This window comes from Allocoprococcus comes, from assembly GCF_013300725.1.
Lineage (GTDB): Bacteria > Bacillota > Clostridia > Lachnospirales > Lachnospiraceae > Allocoprococcus > Allocoprococcus comes_A.
Genome location: NZ_JAAIMM010000005.1, coordinates 104980 through 122267, shown reverse-complemented (window position 1 = coordinate 122267; position 17288 = coordinate 104980). Strand labels below are relative to the sequence as shown.

Genomic DNA, 17288 nt, shown 5'->3' with positions numbered 1-17288 from the left:
TTTTCAAATAGCCACTTATTTTTATTAAATTTGCACATTTTGTCTCGTTCTTTTTTGTGCATTATTTTATGTTTTCGCATTATCGAAACTTACCTAAATTTTTATTTTTCCTATAGTTCATTGCTTTTTACTATATCATTGTATATAATAAAAAAAGAATTATTTTCCTGCTTTATGAAAGGATCACAAATTATGACTACAATCCAGGATATTGCTGATAAAATGGAGATTTCCAAGAGTACTGTATCCAAAGCACTCAATGATGCTCCTGATATCAGCGAAACTTTACGGAAACAGGTTTTAGAAACTGCCGTAGCCCTCGGTTATACTAAACTTCGTCGTTATAAGAAACCCGTTAAAAAAATCTGTATTATAATAGAAAAAGAGAATATACAATACGAAGAGCCTCATCATTTTGCCTATGACATTCTGCTTGGTTTCCGCCAGATGGCTGAACCGGCCGGTTTTGATGTTGAAATTGTACCTGTTGACGTTCAGATGCAACGGAACCAACATTATGATGTTTTTATGTTAGAGCATGATTACGTAGGCGCTTTTGCAATCGGCTTTTCCTTGAACGACCCTTGGATTCAGGATTTTAAAACCAGCCACACTCCTGCTGTACTTTTCGATAACTATATTATTGGGAATCCTTCTACCGCTTATGTAGGTATTGATAATGATGAGGGAATGGAACTTGCTGTCTCTTATCTTGCCGGACTTGGGCATCGTAAGATTGCCTATCTCAGCGGTTCTCTTGGATCTCAGATTCTTCAGATACGACATGCAGCCTTCCTCCATGCCATGCATAAGCATGGACTGAACACTTCTTCTAATTCTACCGGCTGCTCTTACTATTTGTCTGAATGTATGGAAAAGCACCTGCCTCGGTTTCTGGAAAAAGGAATGACTGCTATCATCTGTAGTCAGGACACTCTTGCCAATGCAGCCCTTATCCAGTGTCAGCAACTAGGCTACAGAATTCCTGAAGATATCAGTATTATCGGATTTGATGATATTCCGATTGCAGCATATACTTCTCCTCCATTGACTACAATCAGACAAGATCGACCTGAGCTCGGGAAAAGTGGGTTCTTTGCGCTATCAAGTCTGCTTAATGGCATTTCAATCAGTACATTTTTGTTACATGCACAGCTAATCGAGCGAAAATCTACAGGGGAAGTTCCTGTAACATAATATTTATCTAATTATTCTTATACAAAAAGGTTAGGAAACTCCCTTTCGGTTGTTCCCTAACCTTTTTTGATAGTATCTTTTATATTTTTTTCAAGTCCTATTCTAACCATATAACCGGCTTATTTTTTTCTATATTTTAACGGAGAAACTCCATATGTTTTTTTGAAGCTTCTGATAAAATAGCTTACATTCTGATATCCACTCTGCATTGCGACCTCTGTAACAGGAGTATCCGTATCTTGTAACAGCTGTTTTGCATGCTCTAATCGTAAATGTGTGATATATTGCGAAAGCGTAATATGAAAATGTTCCTTAAAATATCGTGATATATACTTTTCCGAAAGATGAAACTGCTCACCAAATTCTTTTAACGATATTTTTTCCATAAAATTCTGCTGTATATATGAAATCATTTCTTTTTCTACAGTATTTCTCCCGCTTTTATCATTTTCGATTACAAAGCCCTTCTCCCACATTTCAAGAATAAATTGTAAAAGAATTATTTTTGTCTTTATCTGAGCAGTTATTTTGGACTCAGTTTTCTTATTTTTTGCCATATATGTTTCAACCAACTGCTCACACAGTTCTTTTGCTGTATCTTTTACTCTTGGACTTATCATCAGATGGCCATTTTTTAACGGCTCCAGTAATTTATCATCTAACATGTCATTTATACAAAAAGATATGTATTTCAACGGAAAAAGGAAAGTAAAATAATCCACTGTACCAGTCTGTGAACCCATGAAATGCAGATTCCCCGGCGACACGACAAAAGCATCCCCGGGGATTCCAATATAATTTTCTCCTGATATACTTACAGTCAAAAAACCGCTTTTTACATATATAATTTCCAGTTCATCATGCCAATGAACCGGTATCTGAAATAATCGTCCCTCATTTTTTATATGATATGTACTAAACGGATCATCCTTTGTACCATGTGGTTTATTTTCCTTTAATTCAAAGTACATAATCTCTCCTACACTTCTATAAGACCTTTACTCTCCCATTTTCCGCTCTTCCATCTAAGTACCATTCCCACAGCTCTCGCACATTCGTCACCTGCCATAGCAATATATGCTCCTACAGCCAGAAGTCCCATGTGTATTCCGAGAAAATAGGTGCCGCCAACTGCAAACAAATACATAAATACCACACCGAGTATAACCGGGAAAAGTGCATCTCCACTCGTTTTTAATGCCTGACCATATACAAGGTTTGTTACCCTTCCAAATTCAAGAAATATATCTACTATTAACAACTTTACCACAAGATTTATCATCTGTGTATCATCAGTAAATATATGCACGATAAAATGTCCTGCCAATGCAAATGTCACGGAAAAGCATGTCGCTGTGATGATACCGTATATCGCAGCTTTCCTCGTTCCCCTGTTACATTCCTCAAACTCTTTTGCTCCAATTCTCCAACCGGTCATAATTGCATTTGCCTGAGCAAGGGCAGCTCCCACACAATACGAGAAATTTGCAATCTGTACAGCATATGAGCGTGCTGTAACATTCATTCCATCCACATCCATCTGATTCATAAAACGCACAATAAAGGTCATTGCGATGTTGTAAAGTGCTGTTTCAAGCGCAGAAGGAAAACCAATCTTAACAATCTGCGCAAATATCTTTCTTGATGCAATTCGCTCAGGACTCTGTTTTGCTTTTATAAGCACCGCTCCCATACTGGCTACAATAATAAGATTTACAACTCTTGAAATAACCGTGGCAACAGCAACTCCCATTACCCCCCAGTTGAATACAAATAAGAATACGGAATTAAGTATTATATTAAGAACATTTCCAACAACAGTTCCTATCAAAGAATGCTTTGTATATCCAAACACTCTCAAATAACTGGAGAAAATAGGAATCAGTGCATTTAAAAAACATGCACCTCCGACAATCCTAAGATATATTTCAGCCGGCTCAAGCAAAGCCGGAGCAATACTTACGATTCTAAGTATCCCATCAGAAAAAGTAGCAAGAATGACAGACATTACGATACCTATCAATGCATTGAATATAAGTCCAAGTTGTCTTGCCTGATATGCTATTCCCGGTCTTCCGGCTCCGATATTTTGTGACATAACAGCTATCATACCCGATGATATTACTCCGAACATAATAATAAAAACACCTATATATGTATTTGCTGTTCCCACTGCTCCTACAGCCTGATCACTTACAGATGATAGCATAAGCGTATCAACCATACCTGAAAGCATATAAAATAAAGTTTCTAAGCATATTGGCACAGATAGCTGTGTTAATGTTTTTCTTTCCGCTGCCATATTTTTCTCCTCACATACAATTCAAGAATACCATATCAATAATACGATATATTTCTATGTAATTCTTGTATAATATCATGTGAAAATTGCACTATTTCTACTTTATCTTGAGGAGCACTGAAAGCGAGCTATATGGAATAAAAGAAAAAGACTACATTTTTATATTCTGTTCAATCCATTTAATCAACGTCATAACAAATCTGTTTAATCCATCCTCACTTCTAACCACCTCGAATTGCACATGGTTAAAATCCGGATTATGAAGTTATTTCCAATTATTATGGAGTTATTTCTTTTTTCACAGCCCCATTTTTCTCTTCCTGGGCGCTCAAGGTTACTGGTTGTAACTGTTCTGCGCCCATTTGTATTGTGTTCGACAGAGAGGCGGTGTTACACTCTGCGTTGTCTGAGTTCGTTCTGGACTATACGGGCGGCACGCAGCACGTGAGAAGCGAGTACGGAGGTTGTGACGTTTCCTACTCCTCCCGGAACCGGTGTGATATGAGATACTTTTTCCCGGACATTTTCGTAGTCCACATCTCCACAGAGGGTTCCGTCTTCCAGTACGTTGATTCCGACATCCGCTACCACCGCTCCTTCGGCGATCATATCGGCGGTGATATGCTTTGCCCGTCCGATCGCAGCTACTATTATCTCTGCTTCGCGACATCTGTCCGCCAGATCTTTTGTGCGCGAATGACAGATAGTTACAGTTGCATTCTGTCCAAGCATCAACATGGAAAGCGGTTTTCCGACAACCATGCTTCTTCCGATGACGGTCACCCTTTTCCCCTGGAGTTCAATTCCATAGTGCTTCATAATGTGCATCACTGCCTCAGAAGTACAAGGCGCATAAGCAGTTCTGTCACCTTCGAATATTTTTGCAAGATTTACAGGACTCATTCCATCCATATCCTTTGCCGGGTCGATCATCTGTCTGATCTTCTCTACATCGAGCTGCTCCGGAAGTGGCTGGAACAAAAGGATCCCGTGAACCTCCGGATCTTTATTGATCTTACAGAAAGCATCCTCAAATTCTTCCTGTGAAATATCCTCTGGCAGTTCTGCAACGCGGCACTCGATTCCGATCATTTCCATTCTCTTTTTTGCTCCACGTTCGTAAGCAAGATCATTTTCTTTCGCTCCTACCCGAATGATCGTAAGGCATGGATTTACTCCCGCAGCGTTCAACTCTTCTCTTTCTCTGATCAGCTGTTCTTTCATGGCTTTTGCCACTTCAGCCCCTCGCATCTGTATGCTCATGTCTTTCTCCTGTCTGTCTTATCTGTTATGGTCTGATACTCTTAATTACAGCATCATAAGTTGTCTCTTTCAGTTCTTTGCCTGTCGCGATCAGTTGATCAGCCAGACAATTCAGTCTTTCAGCTTCCTCCTGATCCTTCATCATCTTTGTATTGATAAAAATATTAAGAGAAGCTCCTTCAAGAGCCGCCTGTGCAAAAAGGATTGCAACTCCTGCATCGCTGACAGCAAGCCTGCTTCCTTTTTCCCCCAGCACCCGGATCATCTCCATAGTATCTACAATTGTTTCCATAATACACAGTGGTGCTTCTGCCGCATTTTTAAGTGCAGCCTCCATAACTTTTTCCTTCTCTGCCTGTTCTTCCTCTGTCTCTTTTGGCATTCTGTAAGCCTTTGCCAGTGGTTCAAAAGCCTCGGCATCTGCATCTACCATCCGGACCAGATCCTGCTTCTTCTGCTCAAGTTTTTCTCTTATCTCTAAAATCTCTTCTTCAACATCTGCATATTTCTTTTTTCCGACAGTCAGATTTGCGACCATAAGTCCCAAAGCTGATGCGAACGCTCCGACTGCTGCCGATGCCCCGCCACCTCCCGGAATCGGTGCTGATGATGAGAGCTGTTCCAAAAAATCCGTTGTTTTCTGCTCCAATAACATATTTTTCCTCCCGCTTGTTTTTGCTTTCCGATTATAGCAAATGATTTCTCTTCCGAAACGTAGTACTTTCTGATATGCCTGGCAGGATATCGGTATTGAACTTCTATCTGGATCCTAATGAAAATCAGGTGTCCCCACCATATCATACGGGGTTGCCTGGTAAACATAGTAATTCAGCCAATTTGCATACATACAGTTACCATGTGCTCTCCATGTAAGAAGTGGCTTCTGTGTGCTGTCATTGTCCGGATAATAATTCTCCGGCATTTCAATCGGAAGTCCTTTACTCAGATCCCGCTTATACTCCTGATCCAGTGTCACCCGATCGTACTCCGGATGTCCCATCACAAAAATCTGTCTTCCATCCTGTGCCATGATAAGATATGCTCCTGCCTTTTCCGACTCTGCCAGAACCATCAGTCTCTCATCTGCACGGATCTTCTCAATCGGCACATCTGTATGTCTGGAATGCGGTGCATAAAATACATCATCAAATCCACGTACCAGAGGAATCTTACGGTTCATAACCTTATGTTCAAAGATACCGAAAAGCTTTTTGTCCAGCTGTACTTTATTGATACCATAATGATAATAAAGTGCTGCCTGTGCCCCCCAGCAGAGATGGATCGTTGAAGTAACATGCGTCTTTGTCCACTCCATGATCTCTACAAGCTCTTCCCAGTAATCCACCTCTTCAAACGGCATCTGCTCTACCGGTGCTCCGGTTATGATAAATCCGTCAAATTTCTGATCTTTTACATTTTCAAAATTCTCATAAAACCGGTTCAGGTGATTCGCTGAAGTATTCTTTGAAACATGGTTTTTTACTGCCAAAAACACAATGTCAACCTGCAGCGGTGTATTGGAAAGGGAGCGCAGAAGCTGAAGTTCCGTATCCTCTTTCAGTGGCATAAGATTCAAAAGTCCGATCTTGATCGGACGGATGTCCTGATGAACCGCACGGTTCTCATCCATTACAAATATATTTTCTTTTTCCAGTATTTCTTTTACCGGAAGGTCATTCTGTACACGAATTGGCATTTCTGCTTACTTCCTCTCTTTTTTATTTTCTCCATTTTTTACCGCTGTATCATTCTCTTCCGGATTTTCTCTGACAAATCTTCCACTATCATCCACATAACTCTTTTCCCCATACTCCGAAGTCTGAAGCGGAAGCTTTTTCTTCTCCAGCAAATGATTGATCAGCATTGTAATAATATAATAAACTACTGCAAATGTAGGCACGCCCATGATCATTCCTACAAATCCAAACAGACCGCTTCCGAACAGGATTGAAAATACAACCCAGAATGCAGATAATCCAGTCGAATTACCCAAAATCTTCGGTCCGATCACATTTCCATCAAGCTGCTGCAGCACAAGAATGAAGATCAGGAAATATAAGCCCTTGATCGGATCATTCAGCAAAATCAGAACGGCACTCGGAATAGCACCGATATACGGTCCGAAGAAAGGAATGACATTGGTCACACCAACGATTACACTGATCAAAAGTATGTACGGCATCTTCAGGATCGTAAGTCCAAAGAAGCAAAGCACTCCGATAATCATGGAATCAATAATCTTTCCAATAATAAATCCACCGAAAATCTCATTGCTTTTCTTTGTCAGATGCAGGATCATATTGGCATGATCTGTACGGAACACTGCATAGACGATCTTTTTACTCTGTGCGGAAAAAGTTTCCTTACTGAACAGAATATAGACTGATACAATAAGACCAATCAGAAAATTCAGGATCTCACTGACAAAATTGATTATCCCAACCGTCAGGTTTGACATCACTTCATTAACCTTGGTTAAAAGATCCTGTTTGATCCAGTTCTGTAACGCATCCGATCCCTTTTCTAACAGGTTACGTACCATGACTCCGGCCGGACTGGTATCTTTCTGGATACTTGTGATCTTCGTAACCATATCACTGATCTGTCCCGGCAGAGTCTGAACCATGTCACGGATACTTTTATAAAGTTCCGGAATCAGCATATTGCACAGTGCCAGAATCAAAGCAAGCAGCATAACCAACGCTGCAAAAACACCGACACTACGCGAAACTTTCTTCGCCTTTTCCAGAGACATTTTCTTTTTTAATTGTGGAATCAGCCACCGGTCAATCTGCTTTACGATCGGATTCAGCAAATATGCGATCACCATTCCGTATAGGATCGGCTTTAGCACATCAATTACTTTACTGACATCTACTGATATATCCTCTATTCGGAGTAGAAGAAAATAAAAGATCACACAAGCCGCAATTACAAGAAAAAAGGTAAGCCCCTTCCTGAAATGCAGCAAAATCTTTGATGGTCCTCTGTTACCAAATTCCGGACGCTTCTCATAATACGCTGCAGATTTCTTCGCTTCCGGCTTCTCCGAAACCCCTTTCTCTACATTGTCTTTTTTTTCCATTTAATTTCCCTGTCTTTCTTCAAAAGTCTATTTTTTATTATACCTTCTTTCTGACACCCCCGTCAACCTCCCCAACCATCCTTTTCACACCTTTTCTCTCAATCTTACTCCATCTTTTCTGAATCACACTCCCACTTGCATCTCCACAGCCCGAAGATGGCTGTGGAAACCATTCTCCTCCCAAATCATTCAACTCTCTTTTGTCTTGAAAAGCCAGAAGAAAATGGAAAACAAATCGATGGGGCTTACTTTTTGCACTACGTAAAGGAGACTCAGAGAATTGTGGAAGCCATTGCTGACACAATTCTCGCTTTCAGAGGCTCCTTGGAGTGGTTAGTGCAATGAAGCCCCATCGATTTGTTTTCCATTTTCTTCGTCCCTTCCTCAAAAACAAAAACAGGTGCAGGAGAAACTCTCCCACACCCATCAATCTCATCTACGCACATCCACAACTGAAAGTTGCACATTCTGTCTCATCACAGCTGCATGCCTGGCTGCCCTCCACACTGATCTTTCCTGCATGGCACTGGCATTTCTTATTATACTGGCACTCCGTGGCCTTGCAGTCGATCTTGCTTGTCGGACTCGCCTCACCGGTCACATTGCTGTAAGTTCCGCCTTTTCTTTCTTCAAAGCTGTCACAGCATGTCTCTGCAGCTTTCCGTGCAGATTTTCCTCCCACCGTAATTGCGTTCAGATCACAATAAAAATCTTTGTTGTGCATACATGTCTGTACTGTACATTTTAATTCAGGCATAATGTTACCTCCTTTTTGAAAATCAGTATCATTATGCCCGAAAATTTTATTTCTTATTCAGATTTTATTTGAAACTCTATTTGTCGTCTTCTTTTTTTACTTCTCTTGCTGTCTTGGCCTGGATCTCCATCTTGATTGCTGCAAGGAAGTCAGACAGTGTCTTCTGTCCTTCATCCCCTTCAAAACGGCTTCTTACAGATACCAGTCCGTCCTCTTCTTCTTTTGCTCCGACAACCAGCATGTACGGGATCTTCTTCATCTGCGCTTCACGGATCTTGTATCCGATCTTCTCTGCACGTGTATCAATCTCTGCACGAACACCTGAATTGTTCAGTTCATCCAAAACCTTCTGTGCGTAATCCATATATTTGTCTGAAATCGGAAGTACCTTAACCTGTACCGGTGCAAGCCATGTCGGGAATGCTCCTGCAAAATGCTCGATCAGGATACCGATAAATCTTTCGATCGATCCGAAGATTACACGGTGGATCATGATCGGACGATGCTTCTCACCATCTGCTCCTGTATATTCAAGGTTAAATCTAAGCGGAAGCTGGAAATCAAGCTGGATGGTTCCACACTGCCATGTTCTTCCGATAGAGTCTTCCAGATGGAAGTCGATCTTCGGTCCGTAGAACGCTCCATCTCCTTCATTTACTACATATGGAAGTCCCAGATCGTCCAATGCACCGCGAAGGGCTTCTGTAGCCATATCCCAGTCTTCATCGCTTCCCATACTGTCTTCCGGTCTTGTAGAAAGTTCTACATGGTATTTAAATCCAAACAGGCTGTAAACTTCATTGATCAGTTTTACAACGCCTTTGATCTCATCACGTACCTGCTCCGGTGTCATGAAGATATGTGCATCATCCTGTGTAAAGCATCTTACACGCATCAGTCCATGAAGCTGTCCTGATTTTTCATGACGGTGGACCAGTCCGAGTTCTCCCATACGAAGCGGAAGGTCACGGTATGAACGTGGTTCAGATTCATATACAAGAATTCCTCCCGGACAGTTCATCGGTTTGATAGCGAAATCTTCATCATCGATCACCGTTGTATACATGTTGTCTTTGTAGTGATCCCAGTGTCCTGATGTTTCCCAGAGATGGCGGCTTAACATGATTGGTGTCGAAATTTCAACATATCCGGCTTTTTTGTGGATCTCTCTCCAGTAATCAAGCAGCTGGTTCTTCAGTTCCATTCCTTTTGGAAGGAAGAATGGGAATCCTGGTCCTTCTTCTCTCATCATGAAAAGTCCAAGTTCTTTTCCAAGTTTTCTATGGTCACGCTTCTTTGCTTCTTCCATCATGTGCAGATATTCTTCAAGCTCTGCTTTCTTTGGATAAGAAGTACCATAAACTCTCTGAAGCATCTTATTTTTTTCACTTCCACGCCAGTAAGCTCCTGCAAGGCTTGTAAGTTTGAATGCTTTTACCGGTTTTGTGCTCATCAGGTGAGGTCCTGCACAAAGATCTGTAAATTCTCCCTGTGAGTAAAAACTGATAACAGAATCTTCCGGAAGGTCTTCGATCAGTTCTACTTTATATGGTTCATCTTTTTCTTTGAAATATGCAATTGCCTCAGATCTTGGCATTGTATACTGCTTGATCGGAAGATCTTCCTTGACGATCTTCTTCATCTCAGCTTCGATCTTTTCCAGATCTTCTGCTACAAGCGGAGTCTCACGGTCGATATCGTAATAGAATCCATCCTCAATAGAAGGTCCGATTGCAAGCTTTGTATCCGGGTACAGTCTCTTGATCGCCTGTGCCATAATGTGGGATGTTGTATGACGGAATGCGCCTTTTCCTTTTTCATCATTGAATGTAAGAATGTTCAGCTCGCAGTCTTTGTCGATCACAGTTCTTAAATCAACAACTTCTCCGTCAACTTCTCCTGCTGTTGCAACCCTTGCAAGTCCTTCACTGATATCTTTTGCAATATCAATTACAGACATGCTCTGTGCATATTCTTTGCTTGATCCATCTTTTAATGTGATTTTCATAGTCTTTTTGTTCCTCTCTTTATTTTATAAGTTCTGATTATACAACATTTTTCTGTGCAAGCTCCGGATCCGGATGTTCTCCTGACCATCCTGCCTGTGGCATAGTTGCCAGTCTGGATACATCCTCTTCGCTGATCTCAAAATGGAACAGATCCATGTTCTGTTTCATCCGTTCCATCGAAGATGACTTCGGAAGCGGAATGATATCATTCTGAAGTAAAAATCTCAGACACAGCTGTGCCGGTGAAACCTGATATTTTCCTGCAAGCTCCAAAATCAGCTTATCTTCCAGAATCCGCCGTCTTCCGATCGGGCTCCATGCCTGCATCTGGATACCATGCTCTTTACAATACTGCACAGCAGCCTGCTGCATATAACCCGGATGCAGTTCCAATTGGTTGACAACTGGTTTTACCGTTCCATTCTCCAGAATGTTCTTAATATGGTGCGGAAGGAAGTTGCTGAGTCCAAGTCCCCGGATCTTCCCTTCTTTCTGAAGCTCTTCCATCGCCCTCCAGGTCTCAAGATCCAGTTCTTTCCAGTTCTCACAGTCAGCCGACGGTCTTGGCCAGTGGATCAGATAGATGTCCAGATAATCGGTACCAAGTCTTTTCAGACTCTTTTCTAATGCATCCTTTGTCTGCTGATATCCCATTTCATCTTTCCACATCTTGGATACAAGGAAGAAATCCTCTCTTGGAAGATTGCTTTCACGGATCGCCTGTCCTACAAATTCTTCGGTCTGATAAAAGGATGCGGTATCAAAATAGCGATATCCTGCTTCTATGGCAGTCTTTAAAATCTCCACGTTATTCCCTTCTGCTGCTTTGTAGGTTCCAAAACCAACGCATGGGATTTTCATATCATTGTTCAGCTTGAAACAATCGTAAATACTTTCCATTAGATCATCCTTTCTGTAAATAAAAAACCTCTGCAACAGAAATATCTGCTGCAGAGGACGAGTTACTTTGTGTACCCGCGGTTCCACCCCGCTTGTCCTGATTTCCAGGACCTCTTTGTGGATGATAACGGTATCCAGCCGGACTGTTTTACAGCCGCTCGGAGGTGGTCTTCAAACGCTTCTGTAATAAGAGGCTCTCAGCCTAAGACCTCTCTCTCTGGGATTTTTCTGCGCTCTACTCTTCTCTTCATCGCATTTGCTAACATTATACCATGGGATTTTCATTTGTCAACACGTTCAAAAAAATGTATTGAAAATTTCTATCAGAACTTATTTGTTCTTACCACAGCATTTTTTATATTTTTTACCGCTTCCGCACGGACATGGATCGTTTGGATAAACTTTCTTTTCTACGTGGATTGTACGTGCGTTTTTCTGTTCTTTGTAAAGGACTTTTTTCTTTTCTTCTGTAAAGATCTTATCCCACTGTGGCAGTTCATACAGCCAGTCAGCTTTTGCATCTACCATGTTCTTGTAAAGCAGTTCTTTATCAAAAGCAAGACTTACCTCAGTGTCCTCATCCATTGTCTCAATTGGATTAGCCACTTTCAGGCTGTCATTGATTCCATCAAGGAATCCTGTCATTGTAAATACATTAATGCCATATTTTTCAGCAAGTTCCTTTACAGTTCCTTTTACTTCTTCGTCCGGATTCTCAAGCAGCTTTTCATAGATCTCTTTTTCAGTCTGGAAATAGGTTCCCCAGAACTTCTGCAGAGAAGCTTTATCCATCTCTTTCGAGTAAGCGGTATCTCTCCACTGTTCTAATAATGTACTCATACTGTAAATTCTCCTTTTTGTTCTTTATCACTCCATATATCATACAGCATTTTTCGACTGTTTGCAAAACATTTTCTTGTAGAAATTGTTTTTTATCTATATAATAGAGGGATTATCGAACTGGTTTATATTGTGTTACAAAGTGTTGTAAAGCCCGGAATTACAGGCTTTTTTAAAATTGACTTACATATAAAGTGTTATATTTATTTATCCTGATTTGACCGAAATTTGCCCCGAGATTCTTTGTTTGGATTTGTTTGAAAATAGTTTGATAAAAATAAAATAGAATGAAATATTTGAAATAAACATAAAAAAATATAGACAAAATAGGGAATAAGATATAATATTAAAGTAAATATATAATCTAAGGAGGAAGGATATTTATGAGAAAAATTTTTAAACGATTTGCTTCACTTTTGACAATCTTTATATTGACTATTATGTCAATAGTTCCTGTCCATGCATCGGAGAATACTTCTGTTGTAAATGTTACGGATGATTTGGCGATACAGATGGCAGAACGTTTTGCAAAGGGAATAGGAGAAAATAGCAATATTGTTGCTAATAATCCGAGAAAATTTTATGATACAACAGGTCAAGCTATTGGATATATTGTAAATTACAATTTAGAAAACAAACCATATGGATATGTAGTTTTTGATACTACGTGTGAATCTTTGATATCAGAATACTCATTTGGTAATAATTCAGCAAATCCATATGAGGTGATTTATCAAAGTGAAGCAAATGTATTTAGTGAAAAAGCAAATACCTCTGAAATATATAAAATAGCTCCGTTTGAATATGGTATTGTTGATAATTTGGGAAAGATTAGAACGAATTATGGTGAAACATTAGAAAAAACAGTACTGTCCTTGAATGAGAGTAGGGGAAAAGACCCAGCTACTTGGGATGAGGTTTTGCTAGATATTGATGAAGTTTATGAAAACTACACGCTTGTTTCAACAAATCATCTTCAAGAATTTATTTCCTTTAATGAGCCGTATATAGAAAGTGTAACAGGACATTATGCATGTGCAGTTAGTGCATTATTAGCATGTGGTGCATATTATAATGCTGTTGATTATACAGATATTGCAGGTGATTATATGGATATTTGGGATTCAACAGGAACGACAGTTTCATCGGAGAGTGGAGGAATAACATATGGTTCAACAACTATTGGCAATATTGGACCTGGATTTGTGGACTTTTGTGCTGGAAAGAATGTTTCTGTAACACAAAATACTGACTATAGTCCCAATTATAATTTTTTCACTAATTGCATTGATAGAGGAGATATAGCAGTTGTCCATTGTGGTATAATTAGCAGTGATACTGGAGAACGTGCGGGGCATTCAATGGCAGCAGAGGGATATGCAACTTTGCGAGCATATAATTCTGGAAATACAGTACATACATTGATGGTATTTGATGGATGGGGGGATACAGTACGTTATTTGAATTTTGATTTTGATAGTTGGACAGACATATCGGGGACTACATTTAATGGATAAGAAACGATTGATTTTGTTAATCATACTTTTGCTTGCAATAGTATTAATTGTGCTTGGCGTAAAAGGAAATGTTTTTAAGGAGAATCGTCAAAATATGGAGTTGCGTTCTAGTGGAGATGATAATTCTCATTGGTTTCATTTGAGTGGGGTTGTTGTAGAGAAAACTTTTGATACACTTTTAATAGAACTAAATGAGAAGGAAGAAAGTAGTCTATTTTTTGATACGACAAAAGTTAGTTTAGATTGTACTAAGTGTAAAGGTGATCTAGAACAAGTATCAGAAGGAAATGTTATTAAATTTTATTTTTTTAAGTATAATATTGATGGTGAAACGGTAAAAATTGAAAGAATAGTAAGATAAAAGTATAAGTAAGAGTTCTGCTATCAGAACATTATTATTAGTGAGGTAAAGGAACAAGGCGAAGCCGAGACGCCGTAGGGCAGTCCTTTACGGAACGGACACAGCCAATACCATCATGATACATAAGAGGACTTGAAAGGTCACAAACCTTGCAAGTCCTCTTGTTTATCTTATGGGTTACTTCTGTCGGATTGCATTTTCCGATAGACCGCTTCTTTCGTGGCTTCTCGGAAAAAGCTATCCTGTCTGGTATATGCCAGATGTTCATTCTGGATATAAGCGTCTGATTCGCAATCATATTCGTAAGGGATTACCTGTGTTGTTCCCTGTTTTTCATCAATTCCATAGATAATTACTTTGGAATCTCTCAATGCCAGTCCGAGTGTCAGAAAGCCGGAAGTGAAATAATTGTTGTTGTGTGGAGCGGTTATGCTTTTCAGTGCATGAAAGAAGTCTGCTACTTCCTCAGTCTGTCCATTCTCAAAAGCCGGAATGATATGTAAGGTGTTGTTTGCCTTATCTGCATATGCCCGGCAGACCAGAACGGAAGAATCCGCTTTTTGTATGATACCGTCAAAATAATCGCCGGAGTATGCAGTTGGCTGATAGAAAATGGCGGTTTCTTTTGTTGTAAGGTTATGATAAGTCAGAAAGCCGTTTACAAGCCGGACAATCTCGATATCATCCCCGTAGGTAAATCCGTTCTGCTCTAAAAGAGAATAGAAAGTTCTGGTAAATTCTTCCGGCAGTTCAATCCCCAGTTTTTCTGTGATAAGCATATCTACATATTCTTTAAATGAACCATACAGAAGTTCATTCAGCGTCATATTGCCCAACGTGGCAATCTGCTTCAAGCGTTTCTCATTGGGAAGATTCACACCCTTTTCCCAACTGTTTACAGAGCCTTTCGGGGCATTATCTATGATTTCCCCAAACTTCTGCATACTGTAACCGTATTTCTTGCGTATCTGTAAAATTCGTTTTCCTACTGCTTCTTTATTCACAAACATATGCACACCTCGTTTCTGTTTTCATCATAACACAAGATAAGGATAAATGTAAGGGTAAAATTATAATAAGTTATAAAAAGATATAGTTAAGCGTTTGAAATACAAAAATAAAAAGTAAGGGAAAAAGTAAAATAATTGTTGACAAGAAGAAAAAACAGGTCTATGATGAGGTTAAGAGGTAAGGAGAAAAGTAATGAAATAAATATAGACGTGGATATGAAAAGGACTTGTCACACTTACCAGACACTCATTCACCATGATTTCAAAAAAGGAGAAATGTAGCATGCAGATTACATTGAAAAAAGAACAGGTCAGAGAAGCGTTCGGGGAACTCCGTTACATGGGAGCAGACTACTGCTACAAGTATGATAAGGAAACCCGGAAGAAAACCGAGGAAGTGGAAGCATTGAAACTTCACCTCGGAAGCATGAAACTTGGAAACAGCGTAGATATCCGTCTGGAAGCAACAGAACTTCCAAAGGTAGAGCCTTACACAGTGGTAGAACTAGAAGAAGCGGTATATGCCCCTTATGTGCAGAGAGGAAACTTCCCGGTATTGGTGGACAGAATCTCCTGCAAGGGTATCCGTGTTGTTACCGGAAAAGGAAACGTGTAGAGACTGTTCCCGGAAATTCTCTGCGGACTGCTCCGTACAGCGTGAAAGGAGCAAAGGGAGTAGAGGAAGTTCCGGGAACGTGGCGAAAGCCACGGCATACTACGAAAGGCAGGGATGATGATAACAGAGGTAATGAAAATTTCAGAACCCCCCTATACTAACAGGGGGGTAACTCGTCAGAAAGAAGATTTGACAGCACTGATTGACTGGTGTCAGATTACTGTCAAAGGTGTAGACGTGTTCATAATCATAGAAGATATCTTGCGGATTCCACTGAGTTTTATGGAACTGCATGGTAAGGAAAAAGGAATTGCTGGACACGAACTGATAGCAAGATTTGACAATATCAAGATTCTGAAACCGACAGGAAATGCACAGTATGAGGGATTTCAGATTCTTATGAGTGGTTCGGGGTGCAGGAATTATGAAAATTTCCTTATGATGAATAAGGAAACATGGTTTGATTTTCTGGAAAGAGTTTGCAGATACCCGGTGAATTTTCCGAGGATAGACTTGGCAATCGACGATACAAAGCCTTATCTGTCTATCCCGGAATTGATTCGTCTGAAAAACGAGGGGCTGATATCTAGTCAGTTGCGTGATACAGCAGAGAATCGTTCTGATAGACTGAAAGAGGATGAAATAGAAGCGCAGGGAAAAACACTATATCTCGGCAGTAAACACAGTGATTTTCGGATTACATTCTATGAAAAGGGATATGAACAGGCAGAAAAGTTCGGAAAAGAACTCAACCCGGACTGGAACAGATATGAACTTCGATTCCGGCACAAAAAAGCGGTCAGATTAGTAGAAGAACTTCTGAAAGACAGGGATGTGGCACGGATTGCGTTGTCTGTATTAAACGAGAAAGTGCGGTTTTTACAGAAGCCGGAAAACAGCACGGTTACAAGAAAACGGCTTTATCCTACTTATCCCCCGTGGGAAGAATTCATGCAGGATGTAGGGAAGATAAAGTTGACCATGAATCCAGAGAAAAAGACACTGGAACGAACATGGCAGTGGCTGAACGTAGCAGTTTCGCCCTCTTTAAAGCTAATGGATAAAATCGGAAAACTGGATAACAGAGATTATATCCGCCAGCTAATAGAACGGGGGCAGATGAACGAAGAACAACAACGCATATATGAGGACTATAAAAAATCTTTCCTTTTGAGGGAAGAAGAAAGGAGAATCTTTGACAGAACATACACAGAACACGATACAGACAAAGAAAGCCCTTACAGTGAATGAAGCGTCAGAGTATACGGGAATTGGAAGAAATAATCTGCGAAAGCTGATTACATGGCAGAAGATTCCGGTCATAAGGATTGGAAATAAGATTCTTATACGCTCTGAGGTTTTAGACCAGTTTTTGAAGAAAAACGAAGGGCATAATCTGAAAAATAAATATGAAGTAATTGCAGTATAAAC

18 protein-coding genes and 1 other annotated feature are annotated in these 17288 nt (G+C 40.1%); of the genes, 6 read left to right on the top strand and 12 right to left on the bottom strand.

Features of this window, described 5'->3' with window-relative positions; all coding sequences use genetic code 11:
• Positions 1-192 precede the first annotated feature (192 nt).
• Positions 193-1197, top strand: coding sequence for a LacI family DNA-binding transcriptional regulator (locus G4407_RS04255; RefSeq protein ID WP_173687875.1), 1005 nt, complete (start codon positions 193-195; stop codon positions 1195-1197).
• Between the two features lie 119 nt (positions 1198-1316).
• Here the strand turns inward: G4407_RS04255 and G4407_RS04250 are convergent, their stop codons facing one another.
• From G4407_RS04250 to G4407_RS04200, 11 genes are all read right to left on the bottom strand, one after another.
• Complete coding sequence (locus G4407_RS04250; RefSeq protein ID WP_173687874.1) at positions 1317-2168, bottom strand: AraC family transcriptional regulator; 852 nt, start codon at positions 2166-2168, stop codon at positions 1317-1319.
• Positions 2169-2176: 8 nt separating this feature from the next.
• Complete coding sequence (locus tag G4407_RS04245; RefSeq protein WP_173687873.1) at positions 2177-3499, bottom strand: MATE family efflux transporter; 1323 nt, start codon at positions 3497-3499, stop codon at positions 2177-2179.
• A gap of 390 nt (positions 3500-3889) precedes the next feature.
• Positions 3890-4762 (bottom strand): bifunctional 5,10-methylenetetrahydrofolate dehydrogenase/5,10-methenyltetrahydrofolate cyclohydrolase, encoded by an 873-nt coding sequence (locus G4407_RS04240; protein ID WP_173687872.1) that lies wholly within the window; start codon positions 4760-4762, stop codon positions 3890-3892.
• Between the two features lie 25 nt (positions 4763-4787).
• A complete protein-coding gene (locus G4407_RS04235; RefSeq protein ID WP_173687871.1) occupies positions 4788-5417 on the bottom strand; it encodes a cyclodeaminase/cyclohydrolase family protein in 630 nt (209 codons plus the stop codon).
• Positions 5418-5531: 114 nt separating this feature from the next.
• Complete coding sequence (gene metA / locus G4407_RS04230; RefSeq protein ID WP_173687870.1) at positions 5532-6458, bottom strand: homoserine O-acetyltransferase MetA; 927 nt, start codon at positions 6456-6458, stop codon at positions 5532-5534.
• 6 nt (positions 6459-6464) lie between these two features.
• Positions 6465-7847, bottom strand: a complete 1383-nt coding sequence (locus G4407_RS04225; RefSeq protein ID WP_173687869.1) for an AI-2E family transporter — start codon at positions 7845-7847, stop codon at positions 6465-6467.
• A gap of 37 nt (positions 7848-7884) precedes the next feature.
• Positions 7885-8031: a hypothetical protein gene (locus G4407_RS04220; protein WP_173687868.1), complete on the bottom strand. Its 147-nt coding sequence runs from the start codon at positions 8029-8031 to the stop codon at positions 7885-7887.
• Between the two features lie 252 nt (positions 8032-8283).
• Positions 8284-8604: a DUF1540 domain-containing protein gene (locus tag G4407_RS04215; RefSeq protein WP_173687867.1), complete on the bottom strand. Its 321-nt coding sequence runs from the start codon at positions 8602-8604 to the stop codon at positions 8284-8286.
• A 76-nt stretch (positions 8605-8680) separates the two neighbouring features.
• A complete protein-coding gene (thrS, locus tag G4407_RS04210) occupies positions 8681-10612 on the bottom strand; it encodes a threonine--tRNA ligase (RefSeq protein WP_173687866.1) in 1932 nt (643 codons plus the stop codon).
• 37 nt (positions 10613-10649) lie between these two features.
• Positions 10650-11513 carry an aldo/keto reductase gene (locus G4407_RS04205; RefSeq protein ID WP_173687865.1) on the bottom strand — a complete coding sequence of 288 codons (864 nt, stop codon included), beginning with the start codon at positions 11511-11513 and terminating at the stop codon, positions 10650-10652.
• A 50-nt stretch (positions 11514-11563) separates the two neighbouring features.
• Positions 11564-11773, bottom strand: a binding site (T-box leader).
• A 70-nt stretch (positions 11774-11843) separates the two neighbouring features.
• Positions 11844-12353 (bottom strand): SEC-C metal-binding domain-containing protein, encoded by a 510-nt coding sequence (locus tag G4407_RS04200; RefSeq protein ID WP_022220547.1) that lies wholly within the window; start codon positions 12351-12353, stop codon positions 11844-11846.
• 383 nt (positions 12354-12736) lie between these two features.
• Here G4407_RS04200 and G4407_RS04195 point away from each other — a divergent pair, with 383 nt between their 5' ends.
• Positions 12737-13870, top strand: coding sequence for a hypothetical protein (locus tag G4407_RS04195; protein WP_004844113.1), 1134 nt, complete (start codon positions 12737-12739; stop codon positions 13868-13870).
• Positions 13863-14231 (top strand): hypothetical protein, encoded by a 369-nt coding sequence (locus tag G4407_RS04190; RefSeq protein ID WP_004844112.1) that lies wholly within the window; start codon positions 13863-13865, stop codon positions 14229-14231. The genes G4407_RS04195 and G4407_RS04190 overlap by 8 nt, the downstream gene beginning before the upstream one ends.
• Before the next feature lie 170 nt (positions 14232-14401).
• On the opposite strand, the gene G4407_RS04185 is transcribed toward G4407_RS04190, so the two are convergent.
• The gene (locus G4407_RS04185) at positions 14402-15241 is read right to left on the bottom strand and encodes a helix-turn-helix domain-containing protein (RefSeq protein ID WP_005333717.1); all 840 of its coding nucleotides are present in this window, start codon (positions 15239-15241) and stop codon (positions 14402-14404) included.
• A 283-nt stretch (positions 15242-15524) separates the two neighbouring features.
• On the opposite strand from G4407_RS04185, the gene G4407_RS04180 reads away from it, so the two are divergent.
• From G4407_RS04180 to G4407_RS04170, 3 genes are all read left to right on the top strand, one after another.
• Positions 15525-15857: a hypothetical protein gene (locus G4407_RS04180; RefSeq protein WP_173687864.1), complete on the top strand. Its 333-nt coding sequence runs from the start codon at positions 15525-15527 to the stop codon at positions 15855-15857.
• Between the two features lie 114 nt (positions 15858-15971).
• A complete protein-coding gene (locus G4407_RS04175) occupies positions 15972-17108 on the top strand; it encodes a replication initiation factor domain-containing protein (protein ID WP_173687863.1) in 1137 nt (378 codons plus the stop codon).
• The gene (locus tag G4407_RS04170) at positions 17053-17286 is read left to right on the top strand and encodes a helix-turn-helix domain-containing protein (RefSeq protein ID WP_021865324.1); all 234 of its coding nucleotides are present in this window, start codon (positions 17053-17055) and stop codon (positions 17284-17286) included. The genes G4407_RS04175 and G4407_RS04170 overlap by 56 nt, the downstream gene beginning before the upstream one ends.
• The last annotated feature ends 2 nt before the right edge of the window (positions 17287-17288 follow it).